Consider the following 25,551-nt stretch of genomic DNA (forward strand, 5'->3'; position numbering starts at 1 on the left):
CCTTTCGGTTCTTAATTTTTTTCTAACTGAATCGCATGAAACTGTAAATGATCATCGATAAAACTTTGAATGAAATAATAGCCGTGATCATAGCCTTTGTGTTGGCGTAAAGTCAGATGTTGGCCTGCATCCAGACAGGCCTGCTTAAACTTTTCAGGATTTAATTGCGCATAGAACTGATCATCCAAACCTTGATCAATTAAGATTTCGTCAAATACACTGCCTTTTTGCAGCACCAAAGCCGTCGCATCATGCGCGAGCCATTGTTGTTGGTCTGCACCTAAATATTGAGTGAATGCCTTTTCCCCCCAAGGGCAAATGCTGGGTGCACAAATTGGGGCAAAGGCCGAAACTGATTTAAATTGTGCTGGATATTTAAAGGCCAAGGTCAAGGCACCATGCCCACCCATTGAATGTCCAAAAATACCAACTTGATTTTCAATTACAGGTAATTGTTGCAAGACCTGTGCATAAAGTTCATCAACCAGATAAGATTCCATTTGATAATGCGCTGCCCATGGCTGTTGGGTTGCATTGAGATAAAAACCAGCCCCCTGGCCAATATCCCAATGATCACCTTGTGCAACATTCTCACCGCGAGGCGAAGTGTCAGGTGTAATCAAAATCAGGCTTAATCGAGCAGCCATCCGTTGTGCATGTGCTTTGATGGCAAAGGTTTCTTCGGTACAGGTCAGTCCCGCAAGATAAAACAAAGCGGAACAAGGCTTCCCTGCTAAAGCAGCGGGTGGTAAATATACCCCGACTTTAGTTGTTCCCTTAAGGTGCCGAGACTCAAGTTGATAAATACGTTGCTCGCCCTCAAAACAACGGTTTTTTTGCAGTAGCTGCATGTTCATCACCCTGTGTTTTCGTTATATCTGTTGATGCAATATTCTGGGTTGGAAATAAATATGGCTCAAGCTGTGGCAGCATCAACTCCATATTTTTCCCAATTGCCCACTGCGGCTCAGAAGGTTCCACCCCCTGCGCAACTTCCCATTTGGTCACCGTTTGTTTGGCCTGCTCAAATGCGGTTTTCATTGAATATTGTTCGCGCATTGCCAAGTCAAAGAATGCTCGACCGAAATAAGTATAATCCGCTTCGTTGTTACAGCCAAAAGAGGTTTTATCCGCCGCAGATGCGGTAATAATTAAAGTATCAGGTGACTGTAATGCAGGAACAAAACTCCCTGAATAACAGGCTGAAATTACAATCACACGCCAGCGAATACCCGATTTATCCAAGGTTTCCCTCAACCATTTTGGATCAACTTGATCTAAATCCAAAGGTGCATTTTCAATTTCAAAATGATTACGCTCACCATGTGAAGTCATGTAAAGAAACAAGACATCACTGTCACGATTCATTTGTTGACCAATACGGCGTAAAGCCAACTCCATACTGGTTTTAGACGCAATCGGGACATCCAAACGTGTCGCTGGATTATTAATCAGCATAATAGAACGTCCGAAGGTGCCAAAACGCGTATCAAACTGTTCTCTTATACGTTCGATTTCAGACTTAAATACATCCACATAACTATCGCCTGCGACGCCCATAAAGTACCAGTGACTTTTGGCAATATCCCCATATTGAATCTGATCCAATGCTTTATCAAGCAAATGACTTTGTGCATAAAAGGCATTTTCGGCAAAACTTGGTGGCGTTTCTTCCACTTTCCAGATCGGCTGATCTTTCACTGAAAGTTGCCAAACCACCATGGTGGCAATGGTTGCAACAAAGACCAAAGCACGTTCCCACCATGGCCAGTTCAAGGCGCGAGAAAATACCCAAATCACAGCCAGACTTTGCCAAACAAACAGCCCAACGAATAGTGGCGGTAAGAAACCGTTATAAATACTGTCAGGAATGAAATTGAGATAGCCGTTTGAGCCGAGATATTGGATGATGCATTGCAACAGCAGAATATTGGTATCCAGTACCAGCCATAACAAGGCTGGCACTAACATTAAACGTGGCTGATTCATGCGTTGCGAGAGGAAAATACCGACAATCAAGGCAATAAATGGCCAAAGGGCATAACCAATCAGGCCTTGTGTATTAAACTCCCCCATCTGACCAGCAACCAGCCAGCTATAAAGCGAGTTGGTACAGCCCCCTAAAATACCCCAGATAATCAGTTGGGTAATCGAGGGATGTACGACCTGCAAGGAACGGCGCGACCCCAGAAACAACCACATGCCAGCAATTTGGTTACTTTTAAAATCATGCCAGATATTAATGGAGGGTTTGAGGTCTATCATAAAATTCTTCGGGAGTTTCTCTTTTCAAGCCTAAACTGAAAATATGCCATTCTAGTGATTGAATGCGCAGTACTTTTCCTAAAAGACGCAATGCGTGACTGTAGTGTAAGCTCGACAAGAATTTTTTAGCAATCATGCTTTTGCACTATATCACAAATCTTTACCGAGCATTGACGCAAGCCAAACAATCATTCAATTCTGATTTAAATTTAACCTTTTGGAAAATAAGCATCGAAACGACAGGCATCCCCTAGCCATTGGTGGTCTGGAGCTTGGTCGGCCAGATAAACTGCGTGACGTGGACGCTTCACAATGACACGCTTAGCAATCTGTGTTGCTAAATGTAGCAATTGATCCCCTAAATCCATCTCCCCATCTTCAGGTAACAACATATGCAATAGTTGCATTTGTTTTTTGACTTGTGCCTGTTTCTTGGCCGCCTGCTGATTCTGATCACGCTGTGGGAACATTGGATCTAAATACACCACATCCACTTGCTCACCTTGCTGAACCAGTTGCTGTAAATACGTGTTGGAATCAGCATAAATCAGCGTTATCCGCTGCATAAAGCTTTGCAAAAATGGATCGTGCTCAGCACTTGCTTTGCTATATTCCAATAACACAAATAAGATTGGATGACGTTCAACCAAACGAACATCAGCACCTAAATAGGCCATGAGTAAACTGTCATGGCCTAAACCTGCGGTGGCATCAATTAATGTTGGCTTTTCACCCAGTTGGCATGCGCGTGCAATCATTTCAGATTTTAGGCTGGCTCTTTTCAGGCGAGCAATTTCCCCACGCCAATCTGGCTGCATTTTCATACCATTGGCGGCAAGGCTGAGGCCATCTTCATCCAGAACCAATGCCATGTCAGGATTCAAACGCAAAAAACGGGCATTGATCTTTTCAACCACCTGCCCGTTGAGCTGTACATTCAGTGCAGCCAAACGAGTTTGCAGTTGTTGAAACGGCTGTTCATATTCCGCTGGGTACCAACACCCCATCTGCATTACCAATGCACCCAACCTGTCCACCATGTCACGAGAATAAATAAACCAAAGATAATGCGATAATAAGCAAATGCAGTGAAGTCGTGTTTAGACACATAACGGATCAACGCACGGATCACAATCAATGCTGAAATAAAAGCAACGATAATTCCAACGCCTAATACCAGCATGTCATTGCTATGCAACTCATGACGCATCTTATACATATCCAGTAAGCCAGCACCCATCAGTACCGGAATTCCTAAAAAGAAGGAAAACTCTGCTGCTGCTTTACGTGACACGCCTAAGAATAATGAACCAATAATGGTCGAGCCAGAACGAGACGTCCCTGGAAATAAAGCCAAACACTGGATCAAACCAATTAAAGTGGCTTGTTTAAAACTCAGATCATCCACTTCTTGCGTGACGATCTGATGTGGACGGCGTTCCGCCCATAAAATAATAAAGCCGCCCACAATCAAGGCAATCGCAACCGTAATCGCATTAAATAAATAGGCCTTGACCACATCACCAAAGGTCAACCCAATAATCACAATCGGGATTGAAGCAATAATTAAGTTAAGACTTAAACGACGCCCTTGTTCCTGCCCCGTCAGTGCACCAATCAGTGCACCCCACAATTTACCCCAATATTCGTAAATTACAGCTGCAATCGCACCAATCTGTACCGCGACCGCGAACATATCTCGTTTTTCAACGGTCCAGAAATCCAGCAGTTGGCCTGCCAAAATCAGATGCCCTGTACTCGAAATGGGGAGGAATTCAGTAATCCCTTCCACCAACCCCATAATTGCTGCTTTAAATAGCAATAAAAGATCCATAATTAACCTTAATTTGTTTTACCTTGTTCGGGAATTTTTTTCCAAGCATCATCACGCAAATACACAGGCAGTGCCTGTTCAGCATCCACCCATTTTTGTTGTTCCGCATAAACTCGAGCAATTGCAGCAATATCTTGCGCCGTTGCCTTGATATTTACATTTGTCGCTTGATGACCAGAAGCCTCTTCTGAGTTTATTTCAGTGGGCTTAATTAATTCTGAACCCGAGCCAATGGCTGTAAATTTACAATAAGCAGTAGCCTGCTCATAACTCAACAATTTCTCTTCATCAATGGCCTGCATGATGCCCTGCGCATCCAGACTAAAATTGGCAATGTAGACTTCTTGCATACGTGCATCAAGGACAGCAGTTACTTGCGATAAACCGTTAAGGCGATAAGCTGCTTGTGCCAAAGCCTGCAAACTTGAAACAGGAATGACAGGTAAATCCTGAGACCATGCTAGAGCCTGTGCCACTGCTGCATTAATGCGTACCCCACTAAATGAACCCGGACCACGGCTAAATGCAATCGCAGTTAAATCGGCCAGCTCAGTACCAGTTTGCAATAAGGCTTGTTCAGTTAGAGGCAAAATGGTTTGGGTTTGTGCTTTGGTTCGCTCATCCAATTGAAAATAGAGTTCTTCAGTATCATGGATTAATGAAACAGAACACTGCTCGTTTGCAGTTTCCAATGCCAGCAACTTCATGCAAAAACCTTAGAGAAAAAGAGATAAAAAACATCGCGTATCATACTCCACTCAAACGCGATAGGCGAGTTATTGTCTTTTTATCGCCATAAAAAAGCCAAGTATAAACTTGGCTTCTTCCACTGCAATGATTAGAACTGGAACGGCTCTAAATCTAAGAATTTTTTATAATGTTCTGCATAATGCAATGCACTTAAACGCAATCGTGCAGCACCCTGTTCATCCAGCGTTTTCACCACTTTACCCGGTGATCCCATCACCACCGAATTATCTGGAATCACTTTCCCTTCAGGAATTAATGCATTAGCGCCAATAATACAGTTTTTCCCAATCACGGCATGATTCAGAATCACCGCATTCATGCCAATCAGTGAATTATCACCAATGGTACACCCATGCAGCATTACTTTATGCCCAATCGTGACATATTCACCCACATTCAACTCAATGCCCGCGTCAGTATGTAATACTGCATTTTCCTGAATATTGGAAAAGTTGCCAATCCGAATTACACAATTATCGGCACGAACCACAGCACCAAACCAGATGCTAACCTGTCGTCCTAATTCAGCCTGACCAATCACGGTCGCCGTTGGTGCAATCCAACCATCCCAAGGTTCATGTAATGCTTTTGGGCTCAATCCCTGATAGGTATACATCATGATAAAAAACTCTTTTAAAGATTAGAACTTTGCAATACCAAAGTGAGGTGGATTCACCAAGAACGGCCAATTTTTTTGATAGCCTAACCCGTATTGGAATAAAGAAATCAGCATGCGAGCCGTCAATCCCCAGACAATTTCACTTTCGACCTGCATACTCGGAAAATAAAGCGACTGTCGAGCTAAACGCACTTCATAAGGCAAAGGCGGAGCATCAATCAGCTCTTGTAAAGGTGCAAAGAAAATTCGGTCAATTTCGGTCGGCTGAGCAATTAAATCCACTTGAGCGGGTATTAATCCCACAATCGGTTTAACAGACAACCCACTGCGGGCGCGCTGAATCGGTAAATCACCTAACAGTTTGACATCAAACGGATTGAGCGCGGTTTCCTCTTGTGCCTCACGTAAGGCAACCACAATATTACTGGTGTCACTCGGGTCTCTTTTTCCACCCGGAAAAGACACCTCACCCGCATGTTGAGATAATTGCATCGAACGGCGTGTCAGTAAAACTTTCGGCTGCGGCTCATGGGTAATCGCAATCAAAACAGCGGCATCTGCCTGCTGGATCCGTTTGGAAAAACGCAACCGTTGTTGTAAAAGCTGTATTAACGATGGTTCTTCCATATGACTCATCTCTTTTTCTCTTATTCCTTAATCAGCATCATAGCCGAATTTTTAACTGCAATCATAGATCATGATGCGAAGTCATCAAAATTCAGTTATGCTGAGTCATCTCTACGGCTGATGATAATTATGAGCTTTTGCGTTGTATGTGGGCATCAAACTGAAGCAAAAATTCCACTAGGTGATCATAAATCACGACTTGTCTGCACTCATTGTGGCAACATTCACTACGAAAACCCAAAAGTGATTTGCGGCGCATTGGCTCTTTGGGATGACAAAGTTCTGTTATGTCGCCGCGCAATTGAGCCCCGCTATGGTCTATGGACCTTACCTGCTGGTTATATGGAATTATTTGAGACCATGGAGCAAGGTGCTGCACGTGAAACCCGTGAAGAAGCCGAGGCCGAAGTAGAAATCGAACAACTGTATTGTATGTACAATATCCCACGTATTGGGCAAATCTATGTGTTATTTAAAGCGCACTTAAAACAAGGTTTATTTGGTGCTGGTGAAGAAAGCATTGAATGCCGTCTATTCGAAGAGCATGAAATTCCATGGACAGAACTGGCTTTCCCAAGTGTGGAACAAACGCTTCGACATTATTTTGCTGACCGTAAGACTGGACTATTTCCAACCCATTTAGAAACGCTCGGAACCCGGCTTGATCATACTGGTTAAAATAAAAAAGACCGCGGATGCGGTCTTTTTTATTTCCTCAATTAAGATTTTATCTTAATGGCATTACATGCTGGAATTTTTTGATCTGCAATACGGATACTTGCAGTTCCTTGATAACCTTTTGCAAATGCACGTTCTTGAGCTGTTGGTTCAACAAATTTGCTCTTATCTGTTCCCTCTTTATCATAAGCATTGATATAAGAGGTCATATATAAAGCCGAGTTATTCAACCAAGACACCGTATTATTAGAGAAGTTGGTTAAGTTAATTCCTGTTGCCTGACCATTCAATAAGTTATGCACATTGATTTTTGCACCACTAATATTATTTTGACCATTTAAAGAGGTAAAATTCAAACCAAGTAATACCCCATCAATTGCACCAAATTTTGAATTTGCAAAAATCATCCGTACTGTAATCGATTTATCATTGGCTGAATAAAGTGCTCCACCTGTCGTACCTATCCGATACTGTGTTACACCATATTCATCAAGCAAACTACCATCTGACTGTGGCTCTGCTTTGGCGCAGTTTCCAGACATATCCGTTGCAGTTGCATCTTTTTTAATATCAGTACGAATATCACCATGCTCATCAATCACAATACCTAAATCCACTGGTGCAATAGTGGTATCCTGAAATTTAAAGGTCAGGGTTGCATAGAGAGGGAAAGCATAACGTTGTCCAGACCGAACATTGGCTTCTGTGGTAAAGACATCTTTTGGTAAATAGCTGGCTGGATTGACTTTAAATACATCCGTCACCCCTTTATAGTTCACACCAGCAACACTTTGCTGCCACGCGCCTAGATCTTTTGCATTGTTAAATGGGTCTGTAGATTTAAACTTCATTAACTGTCGATAAACAGCTTCGGTACTCGCAATATTGGTTCCATTAATCAATTTCCCTTGAGTCATTAACACATCTTCGGATGCATTACTGTTTAATGTGAAACGTAACGGCTGATTTGGGTTGATTTCTTGATTAACCAAGTTAAACCATTGGTTTTGCGCTTTGATTTGCAGCTTGTCAGGTTTGGTCGTTCCAAGCAATACAATTGGCGGAGATACAACATTATTGGTAATCACGGGACTACCACGCCACTGTTGGCCAGAGCCAATGATATATCCCTGACGATCAGTCAATAGCTCAAAACGCCCCATCGAGTGTAATAAATTTGCACCCTTACCATCTTTAGTATTAAGACAGTCTGTATACAGGTCTCTATTACATCCAAACAGTCCATCAGGAAATACACCACTTCCCTCATTAGGAACTTCAACAACAGCCCCATTACTTCCTGCTTTAAAAATAGGTAATTCTGCATACCAAATGCCCATATTACTTAAATTCAGTAATTGAGTAACCACTGCGAATGCCTGTTCATCACTGATTTTACCGACATCTAACCAGGGTTTGAGAATCCCCGCATAGGCACCGCTCTTTAATTCTGTAGCGCCAATATCTCCGCTTATACTAGAAAGCGTATTTTTCTTTTCAGGTGTGAATTCAATCGGCTGTACGTCACCAATCGTATTCGTATCATCAGCAATACTTTGACTCTGGAAAATTTTCACCAAAGCCATCGCCACCCTTATGGTATCGTCGCTCATACTTAAACTAGCAGGTGTTTGTCCTGTCAGTCCCATCGCAAGATCAACAATCCGAATTCGTGCAGGTACTCCAGCCACTTTTGTTTTAGTGATTTTATCTAATTGAATGGTGCCCAAACTGATTTTTCTTGAGCTTTCTGCTCCCTGTAAATAAAAACTAACGGTATCACCTAATTTACAAGCCCCAGTAACGATGTTGCTATCCAGTTTCGTCGCAAAATGATTGACTTTATCACTGCTACAATCAAAATTTAGACCTGCTACTGGGTAATCCAATACAAATTGCAAGCAGTCTGTTGCACTAATACTGCAACTGGTATTTGAGGTAACGCCTATCGTGCCTTTTGTTGGATCTTCGTTGATCTTCGCGCTTTCACTACCACATCCATGTAAAAAAATAGCCAATGCTGAAAAAGCAAATGGTAATAATATCTTTTTGTTCATCATTGATTAATCCTATCCATGCTTACTGTAAAACAGAAATTTTTAACTGTCCTTGATTTGAGAGTTCAGGCTCAGAGACATCAACTGCAGATGCTAACGGTGTCATCATCATGTAATGAGCACCCTGAGGTACTTTTATCACACCTTGAATCGCAGAATGTTGTAATACCGTCGCAACCGTTTTAGTACTCTTAAATCCACTTACGCCTTCTTCAATACAGCCTTTTTCATCCAAAAATACAACGAGTGGCCAATAATAGACTGGTTTTTCACTGTTTGAAGAATATGAGTCTATCTGCATATATTGAATAGCGGGGTCGATTTTGACCAACTCATATTCAAATTTTTCTTTCAGTGGTTTACGTGGCCAAAGCCCGACATCTTTATTCGGCTTAAGTGTTTTAATCGATTTTTTATAGCCATCAATAAAACAGCGGTCATTCTCAAATGCAGATTTTAAATCTTCGCTGGATAAACGCACATAAGTTCCTGCCAATGCAATTGGTGCTGTTGATTGTTGTGAACGATTGAGCAATTTATCCAAGACCGAACGACTCACGCCTTTCTTCCTTTCAATGGTTTCCAAACGGCCAGTACCATCAGGCATGGTATAGAAACGCTTTTTACCATCTAAATTAAACTCTTGGTTTTCTAAATACTCACTATTGACATAATCAACACCATCTACTTGACTAAATCCAGTAGATGAAAGTACCTCATTAGAAGCGCTATGAGTCAAAGGAGCTTTTTCTATAATCGCTGATTTTTTGTCAATTATTGGCTTTTCTATCGTCAAAGTATTTGAAGATGTCTGGGTGGCTTTTGATTTTTCGACAATCTTCGAAACAACTTTTTCTGAATCCTTGTTAATCACTTTAGCTGGAAGGCTTGATTCTATTTTAGGCTCAGCTATTGTTATTACTGGCTCAGTAACGTCAATCTTTTTAGTTATCTTGGGTGGATTCTGTCCTAGATCAGATGACTGAGAAAATTCAATTTTCTTCTGTTGAACTGGTTCAACGACAAACTTCACTGTATTTGAATGATCACTAACTGACGAAGGGGCTTTTTCAGTACGAAGTTCCTGCTTCTGCTTATTTGGCTCTACTTCTTTTTTTCCAATTTTCATCGGCACTACCATTGGACGACCATCTGGTCCAATAATCGTATAGAAGCCATCTGCATAAACGCCTGAGACACTTGTAATCATTAAGCAAAATAATGAAATTGCAAGTGTCTGATGTTGAGTACTTTTCTTTTTCATTACCATCTTGTTCTGTAATTAATCCCAAGTAGAGTGACTTTGGTATTTGTTTTCACATTTAAACCCGCATATGGGTTTAGCAAGAGGTTATCTACCCCAGTTTTATTGGATAAACTACTGGTATTTGCAGGAATATCATCACGACTACGCAAGAAACCAATTGATAAATCCAAGTCGGTATCTTGATCGAAACGATAACCTACACCTAAACCAAACAATTGTGCATTGTTAATTGGCACCATCGTATTCCGCTTATCATCTGGAATAGAGCTCGTACGCGGTTCATAGCCCATCCGTAATTTCAGACGGTCTGTTGCCGAGTACTCAAACCCAATTCCCCAACGCCAAGAAGATTGAAATTTTAATGGCAAGGATAATGAACGATCTGTCACATCCGCAGAAAGTAATTTGGCAACTTTTAATAACGAAATCTGTCGATCAAATTCAAATTTGAATTTATCCCAGGCCGAGAAGTCAGTCCAACCCAAATCAAAGTTCATTTGTAAATCAGGTAATATTTTATATTTAATCCCAGCTTTAAAATGTTGTGGATACTTAAAGTCCATCGCTAATAAGCCAGACTCTACAGCAGGTGCATAACCAGGGAAACCTAAAATTGCAGCGAGAATTTGCCCTGTTGCAGATGAGTTAAGACCCGCGATTAATTCTCGTGGTGCATTCGCGACATTGATGAGGTATTTACCATGCAAACGCATCTTCGCTTCACTTTGATAAACCATACCAAAACTAAAATCATCCGTTGGTTCCCAAAGTAAACCCAAGTTATAACTTGGACTTAAAGACTGTTCTAGAGAAACATCCAAAGCCCCAACTTTATTGAATGGGTTCATTCCTTCTTTGGCATTACACATACCGAAAAGTAAAAGATCGGTAATAATGTCCCCATTTTGTTTAAATGGCCCACAAACCACTTCATCGACCATGCGAAGAACGCCAATTAATTCATTAGGAAAACGCAAATCTGTTTTCAGCGCAATGGCTTGGTAAGACATCCCGAAGGATGCACCTAGATATAAATTATCATTAACCTGATAACCAAAAGATGGCGATAGATAAGTAATCCGTTCTAATGCAACCTGTTGTCCCATATAGTTACTCGGGTTGCCATCTTCTGCTCCGAATCCAGCGACAAGCGGGGCGTATACGGCTGTCGCATACGTCACTTTTGAACCTGGCGGCTTATAAGAAATACCAGCAGTTGGAGCAACCAAAGGGGAGTTCGGACCTAAATCGACAATTTTCTTTAGAATAGGCACATAAATACTGGCATATTCAACATCACCACTGACTGTACCTTTGAAATTGGTACAAATATTCGAATCAACTTCAGGTCCGTCATTACAGACAAGCGGATCATCAGAATAACCAAAAACGTTATAACCTGCTGGTGCTGAATAGTCCCGCTTAATTGCAAAATTAGCAAGAATCCCTTGTACATCTGTTTGTAGTCCATCCAACTTAGCAAGTGCTGCAGGGTTGAAGTGAACAGCACTAATGCCCGGTGGATCAGCAGTTACGGCATTCCCCAATGCCAAAGAACGTAAATCTACAGATAAGTCTTGTCCAAGTTGTGCATGAGTCGCACTTGATAGTCCTGCAAAAAAAATTGCTATCGTTAATGGACATAATTTAAGGCTTTTCACCATTATTATATCTCCTTAACGGACTTTTTTACCAAAACCAATGATATCAAGCGGGAAAGACAAGCCCAGTGATACATCCGGTGCATCTTCAGTTAAACCAATACCAACCGTACCATTGACAATAGTTTCAGGTGATACGCGTACCCCTAAAGCAAATGACAACATGGCACTACTTTGATCTGCCGATTTATAGCTTTCTCCCTCGCTAAAGTAGAATTTTGCACCGGTGTTAAAGCTTTGTTGATATGACATGGTTAAAGACACATCATAGTTAAAGGAGTATGCAAACCCGAAAGAAAATCCACCACTGAGTCCAGGATCAAAACTTTCGAGAATACGCGGGCTACCAGTATTTATATTAGCACCGCGTTGTTGATTTAAACCCGACTCCTTAAAACCATAACTCGTTGAAACTGAAGCAAACAAGACAACGGGGTCAATATATTTACGTGTACTTGCCCCAGCACCAACCGAGTAGTAACCCTTACCTGTCGATAGTTCATCCATTCCGACATCGTAAGGACTATCCCCTGTTTTAGTTGATAAGCTACCAAATAAGACCAACGGCAATCGGCCTTGCTTTAATGGAAATGGTTCCCAACGCGCACCTAAATTAATATCCCCCAGACCCGCGGTAGTCTGGTCTTTCAATAAGTCTTTTTTTGCAACGAAAGGCAAAGATGCAGACAGCGTCACATTATCTAATAAACCATATTGAACCGTAAATGTATTGGTCAAGGTATGGTTAGCATCTTCTTCTACCCGTAATCTTGATAATGAACTATTACTATCATTCACGGCCAGATCAAGGCGACTATCTCGATAATAGGTATAATCCAAATCATAATAAGATGAAAAAACACCTTTTTTAATTAATGAATACTGGCGTTCATTTGAGGTAAAGACTTCTTGTAAATTTGTTTCCTGAGTTGCATCACTTTCTTTTTTTTGCAAAGCACTGGCCGCTTGATCTGCTTGGCTACTCCCCGTAGTAGCAGTTGCCTCACCCACTTGAGCTGTTGAATTTTCAGCAGCACTCTTGGCTTCTGATGCAGATTGTTCAACTTGAGCATCGACTGCCTCAACAGGTGGCTGTTGTTCTGCTGCGTAAAGTGTTGATGTGATAGCACTTAAACTTAAGGCTAACACACTCATATTCATCCATGTACCATTCATTTTACTTTTGCATCCTATTACATTAATTTTACTGATTTTTCTAAACTTACTTCCGCTTGTAATATAAGCGCATATAGGTGGTGATCGGCTGATTATAAGTTGCAGATTTCGGATCAGAATCCAATACTCGGCGCATAGTTGAAGCTTTATCCGCAATGCGTTCAAATTTCTGTGTTGGGAACTGAATCTCAGCAAGCGCATATCGGTTTACAGTAGCATCCTCAACATGACGCATATCCGCATCTTGTAAGGCCAATAAACTCTTTTGATATTGCTGAGGAATATCCACAATAAATAAAGTATTGTTATCCCATATTTCTTTAAATCGAGTTTCATCAAAACTGATATTGCCTAAAGCAGGATCAGCAACATAAACTCTTCCATCTTTATATGCTTTATATACTACAAAATGTTTAAATCCAGCATAAGTAATAGGAACAATCGCCGGCTGTTTTAATGAAATAAGATCAGAAAATTCCCCGCGATATCCCCCACTATTAATCCCTAAAGCCGAGACAAAACGTTTCATATCTAATAAAGAAAAACTGCGGCGCTCAATAATCCGTTGATATTCCCCATATTGCAGCAGACCACTCATGGTTTGTTGCTCAGTCAGCCGTAAACCACCATAGCCATTTAATAAAGTCGTCAACGCAGCAGATCCGCAACTATAGTCATAGGCTTGGCGTACAATCCCACGAAATTGCTCTTCTATTGCTGGTTTAATGACGACCGATTCACGGTGATTACGAGTGAAAGAAGGATAACGAGAATCCAAGGTTTCTGTGTAATACACAGTCCCCTCTGGTTTTTTTTCTATTTCAAAGGCTTGCGTTGTAAAGTAATACATCAATGCCGAGCCTAAAGCGATCTCTAACATAAGTCTCTTTTTCTAACAATGGCAACACTTGCCTTATTCATTTTATTTTCAGTGTCTACTGACACTACATCCCTGCAAATTGAAGATACCTTTTTTTCTAAAAAAATACATCTTTTTTTTGGTTTTTTTTGACGAAATGTTATTTTTTTTATAATTAGCTCTACAATTAAACAATTCGCTGTTGCAAGTGAACAATTCTATAACAAAGAATTCTTTCCTCCTCTCCATTTTAAACATAAGACATGCACGATGTTCGCAGGTTAAAATGATTAAACTCTAGGCATAAAATAACAACTATAGCAGTTGGATCGATATGATCAGTATTGGATATATTTTTCTGTATTTTGCAAAAAAATTTAGATGTTAAAAACAAAAAAAAGCGCAAAAGCGCTTTTTTTGTTTGAGAACTGGTTAGTGACCAGAAATCGTAATTGCCGCACCGTTACCACCAGCATATGTAGTTTTCAACCCTTGAATTTCTACATCACCAATTGAACCAGCAGTAGCGCTACCTAAATGAACACCTTTAATATAAATATCTGAACCATTTGCTGGAGATTGGCTGACAATTCTTAAGTATCCGTCATTAGCACCTGCAGTACTTTCACCAACTACACTCACATTTGCCTTAACGGTCATGTCAGTACCACCACTATCAGCAACTTTGATGCTGTCTAAACGAATTTCACCAGCAAGTGTACTTGCAACACCATTCAATGTTGTTTGACCAATTGTTGATTTATCTTTAATACCGAGATCAGTGATTTCCAAGCCACCAGTCATCGTTGTATTCAACATGATCATTGCGCCTTGAGGAGCAGCACCTAACTGGATATTCGCATCCATCGTACCTGTTTTTAAAGTTAAACCAGATAGGATTTCATTTGATGTACCAGTTGTACCACGTTGAATACTGGTTGTACCTGCTGTTCCTGAAGCAGCTACTTCAATTTTACCAACAGCGATATTCAAACCAGATACTTTCGCTGCAACGTTAAGGAACGCACCACCTGTTGCTGTAGTACCTGCATCCGTATCAATTTTTAAGTCGGCCAAATTATGAGAAGGCAATAATGCTGCCGTATTTGGTGTAATTGCCACGTTATTTACAACAATCGCACCCGCTGTACCTGTACCACCGGAACCAATAGTACCAGCTGCGCCACCGTTATTCGCATAACCATCATTATCATGAATTAATAATTTATCGATCGTTACAGATGTAACACCTAGACCAATGTTAATACCATCTTGACCAGTTGCAGCGCTTAGTGCAGCATCATCCATTGACTGCATAGCCATTGCATTTGCGCTAATCGCCATTGAAGAAACTAAAGCTAGTTTAGCAAACATTTTCATTGAGCACTCTCCCAAGAGCATTTATTTTTTGACTTACACTACTCTAAACTGTCCACGGTCGTTTTATTCTTAAATGACAACTAGAACTTCCAATCCTTGAGTAGTTCGCTTAGCAATTACTAAATTACCCGTTTGTTATTTTATGTTCAACTCCTGTTAATTGCTTTTTAACTACAACCCGATAAACGGCATATAAAACGCTCAATTCGGCAATTTTCTTTTCCAATCTGTAAGCTTATGTATACGTTAATAATTTTTACATAATCTATTTTAACAACACACATCATGTTTCCTATAACTTCTATTCACTGGTTCTAATCTTGAGCACAAAACTGTTAACAAAATGCCTTTCTAAACTTAGGTTTGATCGACCACTCATCAATTTTGATCTAAGTATAAATACAACACCTCACTCCATTTAAACACCATTCGCTTTGTGCTGAATGACTTGATAAAAACCAGTCACATCTTTTTGAATGTAGTACAATTCTTCTTTCCAAATGTATATGCAAGTATTTCCGTTTTTATGTCTTATTTTCAGCAAAAGCTTAACACGCAACTCACTTCTGCATTTGAGCTTCTGTCCCGACTTTATGATTTAACGGGATTGGTTTATTTGCACAACCAAGCTTCGCCTGTAATTGCCTTTTTACCCACAGAGTTTTTAGTTTTTCAGCATGCTGGACTGCAGCAGTTCCAACAAATACAGTTCAATCAATATCAAACCAAATCAGAAGCGAACACTCCCTTAGAATTCGCTCAGTTTGATGCTACCTCTTCCTCCGAGCAGTCTGATGGATTTTATGGTGGATATATTGGTTTCTTTAGCTATGACTATAGTGCAGATCAATTTATTGACATTGCTGCTCACCCACAACCTCGCTTTTTTTTAGGCCAATACACCAGTTTTTTAAAGTACGAAAATGGGGCTTGGTATTTTTACAGTGATGAAGATGAGGCTGAAACTCTCTATCAATACATTGCTAACTTGATCAACACGCCTAAACAACCCAATACGCTTACTTTAAACGAGCAATGTCAACCTCGTTGGTCTAAACCACAATATCGCACTGCATTTGATCAAGTTCAGGAATACATCAAAGCAGGAGATTGCTATCAAATCAACTTAACCCAAGAGTTTGTCGCTAAGACACAAGGCTCACTTTTAAGTCGTGCACAAGATTTATGGGAGCTGACCCATGCCCCTTATGCGGGTTATCTCAAAATAAATGATTTCGAATTACTCAGCTGCTCGCCCGAACTATTTATTGAATTTCAAACCAATCGAAAAATCAAAACACGACCGATTAAGGGAACTATGCCCCGTTTTGATGATCCTGAGCAGGACAAAATCTCCAAAGATAAGCTCAGCAGTTCTGAAAAAGATCAGGCTGAGAATGTCATGATTGTGGATTTACTTCGCAATGATTTAAGTGTTTATGCAGAAACAGGGTCAGTAAATACCATCAAACTCTTTGAAATTGAGAGCTTTAATCAAGTACATCACATGGTCAGTGAGATCACGGCAACCTTAAAACCCGAGATTAACCCGATGCAAATGTTGTTATCCGCCCTTCCGGGTGGTTCAATTACAGGTGCACCCAAAATCAGGGCGATGCAAATTATTGAAGAATTAGAAGGTGCTCCACGAGGCGCCTATTGTGGCAGCTTAGGTTATTTTAATTTTGATGGAACGGGTTGCTGGAATATTTTGATTCGCAGTATTCAGCAATACCAAAATCAATTATCGCTGTGGGCGGGTGGAGGCATTACCATCGCCTCTGATGCAGAAGCCGAATATCAAGAATGCTTTGATAAAATTTCTGCCATGCTTGATTTACTCAATACATGGCAGAAAACTGACAATTAAATCAACTTATAAAATTTTCGTTTTCAGGGTATCCACAAAACGTTGATTTTGTTCGTCGGTACCAATTGTGATACGCAAGAATTGATTGATTCGTGGTTTGTTGAAGTAACGCACAATAATGCCCTGTTCACGCAGTTGCTGAGCAAGTTGTGCCGCATCATGTTGTGGATGTGTCGCAAAGATAAAATTAGCTTTGGATGGTAAAACCTCGAAGCCCAAAGCGGCAAGATCACTTACCAAGTGTTCTCGACTCGCAATCACTTTTTGACATTGCGCCTCAAAATAAGCTTGATCCTCAAATGAGGCGACAGCTGCTGCAATCGCGAAACGATCCATTGGATAAGAGTTAAAACTATTTTTTACTGCTTCAAGTGCCGCAATCAAATGCGCTTGCGCAATCGCAAAGCCAACACGTAAGCCCGCCAATGAACGAGATTTCGATGTCGTTTGGCAAACCACTAAATTGTCGTATTGACTGACCAATTGTACTGCTGATTCTGCACCAAAATCGACATAGGCTTCATCAATCACCACCACGCGATCAGGATTGGCTTTAAGCACCTGCTCAATCTGCGCTAATCCTAATGCAATACTGGTTGGCGCGTTCGGATTAGTAAGAATGATCCCGCCATTTTCCTGTGCATAATCCGATACATCAATTTCGAACTTATCATTCAATGGAATCTGCTTGGTTTGCGTTGCAAAAAACTGACTATAAACCGGATAAAAACTATAGGTAATATCTGGATAAAGAATCGGCTCTTTTTGAATAAAAAAGGCTTTAAAAATATGCGCCAACACCTCATCCGAACCATTGCCGACAAAGACTTGGCTGATATCTACTTGTTGCTGTGCTGCAATCGCCTGCTTGAGTGCCGTTGCATCAGGATCTGGATAAAGACGTAGGGCATCCGCTTGATTAGCCAAAACTGCTTCAACCGCTGCCACGACTTTTGGCGATGGCGGATATGGATTTTCGTTGGTATTCAGTTTGAGTAAGTTCTGAATTTTAGGTTGCTCACCTGGCACATACGGCTCTAATTCACGAACTTCAGGACTCCAAAAACGCATTTGTTCTGTTGTAAACGCCATTGTTCTACTCTCATGTATCCTAAAAAAGGGGCTAACCAGCCCCTATCAATCTTTGAATCAGTTATTGGTAACGATAACGGGCTGAACGTGCATGGGCATCAAGATTTTCTTGTACCGCGAGGACATCGGCCGTTTTCGCCAAAGTTTTAACACCTTCCTGTGAGCACATAATCAGGCTTGAACGCTTCTGGAAATCATAAACACCGAGCGGTGAAGAAAAACGTGCAGTACCTGATGTCGGCAAGACATGGTTGGGGCCTGCACAATAATCACCAATCGCTTCTGGTGTATAACGTCCCATAAAGATTGCGCCAGCATGACGAATCTCTTGGCTCATTAATTCAGCTTCATCAAGGCAAAGTTCTAAATGCTCTGGTGCAACCTGATTAATCAACTCAATCGCTTCTGCGCGATCTTTGACCAATACCAATGCACCACGATTTTGAATCGAGGTTCGTGCAATTTCTGCTTTTGGCAATTCACTTAAATGCTTTTCAATGGCTGCATCCACAGCATTTAACAGTGCTTCATCAGGCGTAATAAAAATGGCTTGCGCAACGGTGTCATGCTCTGCTTGAGACAAGACATCCATCGCTAACCATTCAGCATTATTTTCGCCTTCGGCATAGACTAAGATTTCCGAAGGTCCTGCAATCATATCAATCCCGACCTGTCCAAAAACTGCACGCTTTGCAGCTGCTACAAAGCGGTTGCCCGGTCCTGTGATTTTATCGACCGCAGGAATGGTTTGTGTGCCATAAGCCAATGCCGCAACGGCTTGTGCACCACCAATGGTAAATACACGGCTTACCCCTGCCAAATAGGCAGCAGCCAACACCAATGGATTCAATTCACCATTCGGAGCTGGAACCACCATAATGATTTCAGGAACACCCGCTACATGTGCTGGCAAAGCGTTCATTAACACTGATGACGGATAAGAGGCTAGACCACCAGGTACATAAATCCCCACGCGATCAAGCGGTGTAACTTTCTGACCTAAGGTATTGCCCAACTCATCCACATAGGTCCAGCCTTCTTGCTTTTGTGCTTGGTGGAACGAACGAACGCGTTTTGCAGCCAATTCCAAAGCTTCACGAATTTCAGTGCTTAAGCCTTCAAATGCAGTTTTTAGTTGTGATTGGGTCAGTTCTAAATCAGAGAATTGATGCGCTGGATGTCGATCGAACTGTTGTGTTAATTTAAGTACATGTTCATCACCATGCTGACGAACATCAGCAATGATTTGGTCCACAGTTTGTACTAATTGAGGATCATTCACAGTTTCAAATGCTAAAAGTTCAGCAAAAGTCTGTTTAAAGTTCTGATCCTGAGTCGATAAACGTCGCATCAATTTACCCACAAGGCGAATAAGAGAGCGCTAAGTTTACTCTTTTTCATCCAACTTGTGGACAAGATAACACCAGCATTTCTAACTGCTTTAATAGGAAAAATCATTTTCAGGCTTAAATCTTTTAATTTTTATGTATTTAGATCAGGATGATCCCAGTCTCCATCGTGTTGTATCAGCCAATTTAAAGCACCATGGCGCTCGACAACAACCGAAGCATTTAAATTTTCAGGCGCGTTCTGTTGTTTTAAGCGGACATCTACACATGCTCAATCATAGCGATAGATCAGATCCGCCTGATCTAAAATTTCATCGATACTTCTTAACTCAACTTGCTGCATAAACGCATCAAATGAGCCACACACAGAGACCCAAATCTTAAAGAAAGGCATTTCCACCTCCCCATAAACTCAAGCGATAAAAAAAACCGCTCAGAAGAACGGTTTTTTTTATCATCATACAAAATCATGCTGAACGTGATTTCACAGCCTCTTCAAGCTGAGTCAAAATCGGATTTAACACGGCTTGCTTACGCTTAAAGCTAGCTTTATTCACAATCAGGCGTGAAGAAACTTTGCAAATTTCTTCTAATGGCTCTAAACCATTGGCACGTAAAGTATTACCGGTATCGACCACATCGACAATGTAATCACCTAACCCAACCAAAGGGGCAAGCTCCATTGAACCATAAAGCTTAATCACATCAACTTGCTCGCCTAAGCTTGCATAGTATTGGCGCGTTAGATTCACGTACTTGGTTGCAATTTTCAAACGACCTTTCGGACGCTCCATTCCAACTTTACCCGCTGTCATCAACTTACAATTGGCAATTTTCAGGTCAAGCAATTCATAAACATGTTGTGCGCCATGCTCCATCAACACATCTTTACCTGCCACACCAAAATCTGCTGCGCCATTTTCGACATAAGTCGGCACATCAGAAGCACGTAAAATCAAGATACGAACTTTCTTATGCGTGGTTGGAAAAATCAGTTTACGTGATTTATCAGGATCTTCCAGTAGGTTGATGCCCGCATTTTCAAGTAAGGGTAATGTTTCCTTTAAGATACGACCTTTACTGAGTGCTAAAGTTAAACCATGATCAAAATTGCCCATTACGTCAAAATTTGGATCATCGTTTCTTAAGTCATTCATCCTTTTACTCGCTTAATCTGAGCACCTAAACTTTGCAATTTTTCTTCAATGTGTTCATAGCCACGGTCAATATGGTAGATACGATCAACCAGAGTTTCACCTTCTGCTACTAATGCCGCGAGAACCAACGAGAATGATGCACGTAAATCAGTGGCCATCACAGGTGCTGCTTGAAGCTTTTCAACGCCAGTCACGACCGCATCATGACCTTCCACTTGAATATTTGCACCCATACGTGAAAGTTCTGGGACATGCATAAAACGATTTTCAAAGATTGTTTCTGAAATTGTTGCAAAACCACGACCAATCGCATTGACTGCCATGATTTGCGCTTGCATATCGGTTGGAAATTCAGGATGTGGCAATGTTCTAAAGCTCACTGCTTTTGGACGCTTACCTTGCATGTCCAATTCAATCCAGTCATCCCCACGGGTCACTTCGGCACCCATTTCTTCAAACTTATCCAATACTGCTTCTAACAATGCTGGATCCGTATGCGTGGTTTTAATTCGGCCACCGGTAATAGCAGCAGCAGCTAAATATGAACCTGTTTCAATACGATCGGCAACCACCGCATATTCGCAGCCATGCAAACTTTCAACACCAGTAACGACTAGAGTATCCGTATCTAAACCTTCAATCTTGGCACCCATTTTAATGAGCATTTGCGCAAGATCGGTGATCTCTGGTTCACGTGCTGCATTACGAATCGTGGTTACACCATCCGCTAGTGCCGCAGCCATCAGAATGTTTTCAGTACCGCCAACAGTGACCATATCAAAAACAACTTCGCCACCCTTTAAACGGCCATCAACTGAAGCATGGACATAACCATTTTCAACTTCAATCTGTGCACCCAAAGCCTCTAACGCTTTTAAGTGTTGATCCACTGGACGTGAACCAATGGCACAGCCACCTGGTAATGATACTTTGGCATTACCATAACGCGCCAATAATGGACCAAGCACCAGAATAGATGCACGCATGGTCTTCACCAGTTCATAAGGCGCAAAATGGTTATCTAAGGTTGAAACATCAGCACAAACCGTTTCACCTTCATAGCTCATGGTCACGCCTAGACCAGCAATCAATTTAACTAACGTGTTTACATCTTTTAGATTTGGAACATTGGTCAGCGTAATCGGAGAGTCAGCCAAAATCATTGCTGCAAGTAAAGGTAGGGCTGCATTTTTTGCACCAGAAATGCGTACTTCACCCTCGAGCTTAACACCGCCCGTAATTAAAAACTTATCCATTAATATTTAAGCTCCGAAAAGGCTTGCTTTGCGCCATTCGTCTTTTGTCATTGCACGAATCGTAACAGCGTGAACTGCACCACTCGCGATATAAGAATTTAGAGGTGCATAAACCGCTTGTTGACGAGCAACGGTACGTTTACCTTCAAACTGATCATCAACAATGCGAAGGTCAAATTTCCCAGCTTGTCCGCTCACTGCTACTTCTGCTTCAGGGAAAGCTTCTTTTAAAATTTGCGTGAGCTGCTCACTATTCATTTCAAGACCTCTTATACAACCATTGGTGTAAAACGAGCTATTTTACTATAACTCTTTCACATAATTCAGTAAGCAGTTTCTTTTTTTATCAATAAAAAAAGAGGCTCGATTAAAAGCCTCTTTAAAAATGAAAAATTAACTCAAAAGAGCCAGTTCATGCTGATAAGAACATTGAATTTTTCGATGTTTTGCAAGCTGACGTTTTAATTTATCTGTCAATTTTCTAATCGAAGTATACATATCATCGGCTGTCGCCTGTGCAAACAGTTCCACCCCCGGCAAACGGATAATTGCTTCTGCAATATGGTTTGCACTTCCCTTGTGTGAACGTTTATCAATTTGATGATCTTTAGCCAGTTTGATTTGCATGCTATTGACCTGATCAAGATGCTTGGTCATTTGACTAAACTTTTCTTTTATATTTTCTTCAATAGCTGGTGTAATGGTTAAATGGTGTCCACGAATCGTTATTTGCATAATTCTATCCCTCACCTTTTTTCTCAGGATACAAGACAATCGCTCAAGCAAATTTAATGCACATCAGTGGTTTAACATCCATTAAATCATTTCAGCGATTCCTCTAGTGACTATAAAAAATTCATTATTCCGTAATAATGAACCAATAGAATAGTCACACCTTAAAATTTAGATCAAGACTTTTCTTTCAGATGATGAAGGAATATGTAACGATTCACGATATTTTGCCACGGTGCGTCGAGCCACCTCAATCCCTTCATCCTTCAGCATTTCTGCAATTACATTATCCGACAAAGGCTTACGTGGATTTTCATTCGAAACCAGTTTTTTAATCATGGCACGTATCGCGGTTGACGAAGCTTCTCCCCCTGTTGTTGTTCCAACATGACTTGAAAAGAAGTATTTCAATTCGAATAAACCACGTGGCGTCAGCATATATTTATTGGTGGTCACGCGTGAAACCGTTGATTCGTGTAATTCAACTTCCTCCGCCACATCACGAAGCACCAAAGGCTTCATTGCTTCTGCCCCCTGCTCTAAAAAAGCACGCTGATGCTCAACAATACAGGTTGCCACTTTTAACAATGTTTTATGGCGCTCATCGATACTCTTGATAAAATTCTTTGCTTCTAACATTTGATTGCGCAGATAGACATTATCCTCACTTTGATCTGCACGACGTATCATCCCTGAATAAAATGAATTAATCCGCAATTTAGGAAGAATATCTGGGTTGAGTTGAACCTGCCAATGTAAGTCTTTTTTAGAAACAACAACATCAGGAACCTGATATTCAGAATCTTGCTGATTAAACTCCAGACCAGGATATGGCTTTAAGGTTTTAAGTAGGTCAACCGCACTTTTCAATTGCTCTTTAGATAGGCCTGTTTGCTTTAATAATTTATTCAAATCATTAGAAATAAGCAGCTCATAATATTTCAATAAATTCTTAGCTTCTGCCAAATAAGGAACTTTCTCATGCACTGTTTCAAGTTGAATTTTCAGGCATTCAGCTAAGTTTCTTGAGCCAACACCTATAGGGTCTAAACGTTGAATATGCTTTAAAACGACAATAATTTCATCTTCTTCAACCTCTTCGTCGCTCTCCATTTCTTGTAAGAGCCGAGAGACAGCCAGCAGAATATCCTCTAATTCGGCATCCAAAAATCCTTTATCGTCCAAGGAATCGACAATGCAATATGCAATCAATTTATCAACTGTCGAAAAATGCAAGAGATTGACTTGATCTAGGATATGCTCTTTCAGACTCATTTGTGCTTGGCGATTGTCTTCTCTTTCTTCATATTCTGGTGAAGCTAATGCAGTTGATTGATGAGTATAAATATCATCCCATTCAGTATCTACAGGTAAATCATTCGGAAGATGATCTGCATTAAGTTCTGTAGTTAAGTCCCCAGTTTCTTTTGTTTCTAGTGAGGAAAGACTTTCTGTTGTGCCCATCTCTTCTATTTTTTCAAGCAATGGGTTACTGTCTAATTGAATTTGAATTTCTTGTTCGAGTTCTAAACTTGAAAGTTGTAAAAGACGTATGGCCTGCTGTAATTGAGGAGTCAACGATAAACTGTTCGCAACTTTCAATCCAACAGATAATTTCATAGTCTTTCCTTTTATTTAAATAAGCAAAAAACATGCCTATAAAATTATTTATAACATAAAGCAATGTTTACGCATACAAGGAAAAAGCCTTTCATCTGACTTATCTGTTCAAAAAACTAGCAAAAGTACAAATATTTTATAAAAATATATTTAAGATCAATAATGATTTAAAAGTAATTTAGCCATTTAAGGATTGCCACCAGATTTCAACCCAATAATTTTGCTCTTAAGTAGTAAAGCCTTTGATTGAACCTTAAATATTCAAATTCACCAAAAAATTTAATAACAACTCAACCATTAAAATTTATTAGCTTGAATATTCACTACAATCTATCTAATGCTTTGAAAACATATTGAAATAAGTCAGTTGAACCATTAGTAGAAGCAAAGGCCCCTTTGGCTAGAGCCTCTTGACGATGCAAAGGAATGTTTCCTCCAGCAGCGTAAAAAATCAAAGGAATGTTTATTCTAGAAGCCTTCATTTGAGAGAGTAAAGTATAGCCTGCTCGCTGATCAGGAGGTCGTCCCATATCACTAATGACAAGATCAAAACGCTCACGAGAAAGATAATCCATTGCTTGTTCAGTCGACGTCACAAGACGGATTACAATACCTAAATCCTCAAAAACTTCCCTTTCCGCAATATTATTATCTGGTTGATCATCAACCCAAAGAATTTTTGTTTTACTAGCCCGCTTAATAGTGCGCTTTGTAAGAGCTTCAGAAACTACTTCCGCTGCAGCTTCTGCTGCTTGTTGAGGGGTATTCTTTTCACGAGTATCTACCGCTGAAACTGCTGCAATATTCGCAGCAGCTTGAATCTGTTTTTTCGCAGAGGCTTCCAGCCCTCCTCCTTTAAAAGAAAACTCGCTTAAACTATCAAAGAACCTCTTAAATGCTTCTTTGAAACGGACTAGCACAAAAATAAGAATAGCTGGCCATACCACTACTGATAATAAACGAGAAATAGCATCAAAAAGTTTTACAAGATCATCAATAGTCATTTTAAAATTATAAATTCTATTCAATAATGCATATAAAACAAAATGATACTTTTTTTACGACTCTTATCAAATATTCTTTAAATAAAGTTTTTTCTATTTTCTTCCGTGCATAAAAAAACACCCCCTAACGTTAGTTAGGGGGTGTTCGTATTTAAAAGCTGGCGATGACTTACTCTCACATGGCAAGTGCCACACTACCATCAGCGCTAAGAGGTTTCACTTCTGAGTTCGGGAAGGGATCAGGTGGTTCACTCTTGCTATTGTCGCCAGCAAACTGTTGTGGTGCTTTCGGGTCTTA

23 protein-coding genes, 1 rRNA gene and 1 pseudogene are annotated in these 25,551 nt (G+C 40.6%); 2 read left to right on the forward strand and 23 right to left on the reverse strand.

All coding sequences use genetic code 11. From position 1 onward, the window contains the following. Positions 1-11 precede the first annotated feature (11 nt). From fghA to F907_RS03660, 7 genes are all read right to left on the reverse strand, one after another. The gene (gene fghA, locus F907_RS03690) at positions 12-851 is read right to left on the reverse strand and encodes an S-formylglutathione hydrolase (RefSeq protein WP_016652994.1); all 840 of its coding nucleotides are present in this window, start codon (positions 849-851) and stop codon (positions 12-14) included. Beyond that, the gene (locus F907_RS03685) at positions 820-2,265 is read right to left on the reverse strand and encodes a C13 family peptidase (RefSeq protein ID WP_016652995.1); all 1,446 of its coding nucleotides are present in this window, start codon (positions 2,263-2,265) and stop codon (positions 820-822) included. Before F907_RS03685 ends, fghA begins: the two co-directional genes overlap by 32 nt. A 209-nt stretch (positions 2,266-2,474) precedes the next feature. Further along, the gene (locus tag F907_RS03680; protein WP_016652996.1) at positions 2,475-3,278 is read right to left on the reverse strand and encodes a class I SAM-dependent methyltransferase; all 804 of its coding nucleotides are present in this window, start codon (positions 3,276-3,278) and stop codon (positions 2,475-2,477) included. Further along, positions 3,278-4,099: an undecaprenyl-diphosphate phosphatase gene (locus F907_RS03675; protein WP_005272920.1), complete on the reverse strand. Its 822-nt coding sequence runs from the start codon at positions 4,097-4,099 to the stop codon at positions 3,278-3,280. The genes F907_RS03680 and F907_RS03675 overlap by 1 nt, the downstream gene beginning before the upstream one ends. Before the next feature lie 8 nt (positions 4,100-4,107). Continuing rightward, the gene (gene tsaB / locus F907_RS03670; RefSeq protein ID WP_016652997.1) at positions 4,108-4,806 is read right to left on the reverse strand and encodes a tRNA (adenosine(37)-N6)-threonylcarbamoyltransferase complex dimerization subunit type 1 TsaB; all 699 of its coding nucleotides are present in this window, start codon (positions 4,804-4,806) and stop codon (positions 4,108-4,110) included. A 131-nt stretch (positions 4,807-4,937) separates the two neighbouring features. Continuing rightward, positions 4,938-5,465, reverse strand: a complete 528-nt coding sequence (locus F907_RS03665) for a gamma carbonic anhydrase family protein (protein WP_162616986.1) — start codon at positions 5,463-5,465, stop codon at positions 4,938-4,940. A gap of 24 nt (positions 5,466-5,489) precedes the next feature. Then, the gene (locus F907_RS03660) at positions 5,490-6,104 is read right to left on the reverse strand and encodes a CoA pyrophosphatase (RefSeq protein WP_005272911.1); all 615 of its coding nucleotides are present in this window, start codon (positions 6,102-6,104) and stop codon (positions 5,490-5,492) included. 120 nt (positions 6,105-6,224) lie between these two features. Between F907_RS03660 and F907_RS03655 the strand changes: the two genes are divergently transcribed. Further along, the gene (locus F907_RS03655) at positions 6,225-6,773 is read left to right on the forward strand and encodes an NUDIX hydrolase (protein WP_032862360.1); all 549 of its coding nucleotides are present in this window, start codon (positions 6,225-6,227) and stop codon (positions 6,771-6,773) included. Positions 6,774-6,814: 41 nt separating this feature from the next. Here F907_RS03655 and filF read toward each other — a convergent pair whose 3' ends face one another. The 6 genes from filF to filA all read right to left on the reverse strand — a co-directional run bounded on the left by filF (position 6,815) and on the right by filA (position 15,173). Continuing rightward, entirely contained in the window at positions 6,815-8,833 is a 2,019-nt protein-coding gene (gene filF / locus F907_RS03650) for a putative pilus system protein FilF (RefSeq protein ID WP_016652999.1), read from the reverse strand. A gap of 19 nt (positions 8,834-8,852) precedes the next feature. Next, positions 8,853-10,094, reverse strand: coding sequence for a putative pilus assembly protein FilE (gene filE, locus F907_RS03645; RefSeq protein WP_016653000.1), 1,242 nt, complete (start codon positions 10,092-10,094; stop codon positions 8,853-8,855). Next, entirely contained in the window at positions 10,094-11,758 is a 1,665-nt protein-coding gene (gene filD, locus F907_RS03640; protein WP_171068391.1) for a putative pilus system OmpP1/FadL family transporter FilD, read from the reverse strand. Before filD ends, filE begins: the two co-directional genes overlap by 1 nt. A gap of 15 nt (positions 11,759-11,773) precedes the next feature. After that, positions 11,774-12,934, reverse strand: a complete 1,161-nt coding sequence (gene filC, locus F907_RS03635) for a putative pilus system protein FilC (RefSeq protein ID WP_016653002.1) — start codon at positions 12,932-12,934, stop codon at positions 11,774-11,776. A gap of 46 nt (positions 12,935-12,980) precedes the next feature. Continuing rightward, positions 12,981-13,814 carry a putative pilus system C39 family peptidase FilB gene (gene filB / locus F907_RS03630; protein WP_005239555.1) on the reverse strand — a complete coding sequence of 278 codons (834 nt, stop codon included), beginning with the start codon at positions 13,812-13,814 and terminating at the stop codon, positions 12,981-12,983. A 411-nt stretch (positions 13,815-14,225) separates the two neighbouring features. Further along, on the reverse strand, positions 14,226-15,173 hold the full coding sequence (gene filA, locus F907_RS03625) for a putative pilus system protein FilA (protein WP_005272895.1): 948 nt from the start codon (positions 15,171-15,173) through the stop codon (positions 14,226-14,228). Between the two features lie 526 nt (positions 15,174-15,699). Between filA and F907_RS03620 the strand changes: the two genes are divergently transcribed. Continuing rightward, positions 15,700-17,043 carry an anthranilate synthase component I family protein gene (locus F907_RS03620; protein ID WP_016653003.1) on the forward strand — a complete coding sequence of 448 codons (1,344 nt, stop codon included), beginning with the start codon at positions 15,700-15,702 and terminating at the stop codon, positions 17,041-17,043. Between the two features lie 6 nt (positions 17,044-17,049). Here the strand turns inward: F907_RS03620 and hisC are convergent, their stop codons facing one another. The 10 genes and pseudogenes from hisC to rrf form a co-directional block, all read right to left on the reverse strand. Continuing rightward, positions 17,050-18,135, reverse strand: coding sequence for a histidinol-phosphate transaminase (gene hisC / locus F907_RS03615; protein WP_016653004.1), 1,086 nt, complete (start codon positions 18,133-18,135; stop codon positions 17,050-17,052). 61 nt (positions 18,136-18,196) lie between these two features. Then, the gene (gene hisD, locus F907_RS03610; RefSeq protein ID WP_005272886.1) at positions 18,197-19,486 is read right to left on the reverse strand and encodes a histidinol dehydrogenase; all 1,290 of its coding nucleotides are present in this window, start codon (positions 19,484-19,486) and stop codon (positions 18,197-18,199) included. Positions 19,487-19,617: 131 nt separating this feature from the next. Then, a pseudogene (locus tag F907_RS19305) lies at positions 19,618-19,857 on the reverse strand (DUF4272 domain-containing protein); the annotation flags it as partial. 94 nt (positions 19,858-19,951) lie between these two features. Continuing rightward, positions 19,952-20,641: an ATP phosphoribosyltransferase gene (gene hisG, locus F907_RS03605; RefSeq protein ID WP_005239568.1), complete on the reverse strand. Its 690-nt coding sequence runs from the start codon at positions 20,639-20,641 to the stop codon at positions 19,952-19,954. Beyond that, on the reverse strand, positions 20,638-21,897 hold the full coding sequence (murA, locus tag F907_RS03600) for a UDP-N-acetylglucosamine 1-carboxyvinyltransferase (protein WP_016653006.1): 1,260 nt from the start codon (positions 21,895-21,897) through the stop codon (positions 20,638-20,640). The genes hisG and murA overlap by 4 nt, the downstream gene beginning before the upstream one ends. Before the next feature lie 6 nt (positions 21,898-21,903). Beyond that, positions 21,904-22,155: a BolA family iron metabolism protein IbaG gene (gene ibaG, locus F907_RS03595; RefSeq protein WP_005151378.1), complete on the reverse strand. Its 252-nt coding sequence runs from the start codon at positions 22,153-22,155 to the stop codon at positions 21,904-21,906. 135 nt (positions 22,156-22,290) lie between these two features. Next, positions 22,291-22,632: a ribosome hibernation-promoting factor, HPF/YfiA family gene (hpf, locus tag F907_RS03590; protein WP_004655596.1), complete on the reverse strand. Its 342-nt coding sequence runs from the start codon at positions 22,630-22,632 to the stop codon at positions 22,291-22,293. Between the two features lie 168 nt (positions 22,633-22,800). Next, positions 22,801-24,249 (reverse strand): RNA polymerase factor sigma-54, encoded by a 1,449-nt coding sequence (locus F907_RS03585; RefSeq protein WP_016653007.1) that lies wholly within the window; start codon positions 24,247-24,249, stop codon positions 22,801-22,803. A 323-nt stretch (positions 24,250-24,572) separates the two neighbouring features. Then, positions 24,573-25,253, reverse strand: a complete 681-nt coding sequence (locus F907_RS03580; protein ID WP_016653008.1) for a response regulator — start codon at positions 25,251-25,253, stop codon at positions 24,573-24,575. Positions 25,254-25,409: 156 nt separating this feature from the next. Continuing rightward, a 5S ribosomal RNA gene (rrf, locus tag F907_RS03575) occupies positions 25,410-25,524 on the reverse strand. Positions 25,525-25,551 lie beyond the last annotated feature (27 nt).

This window comes from Acinetobacter colistiniresistens (assembly GCF_000413935.1).
In the GTDB taxonomy this organism is placed as follows: domain Bacteria; phylum Pseudomonadota; class Gammaproteobacteria; order Pseudomonadales; family Moraxellaceae; genus Acinetobacter; species Acinetobacter colistiniresistens.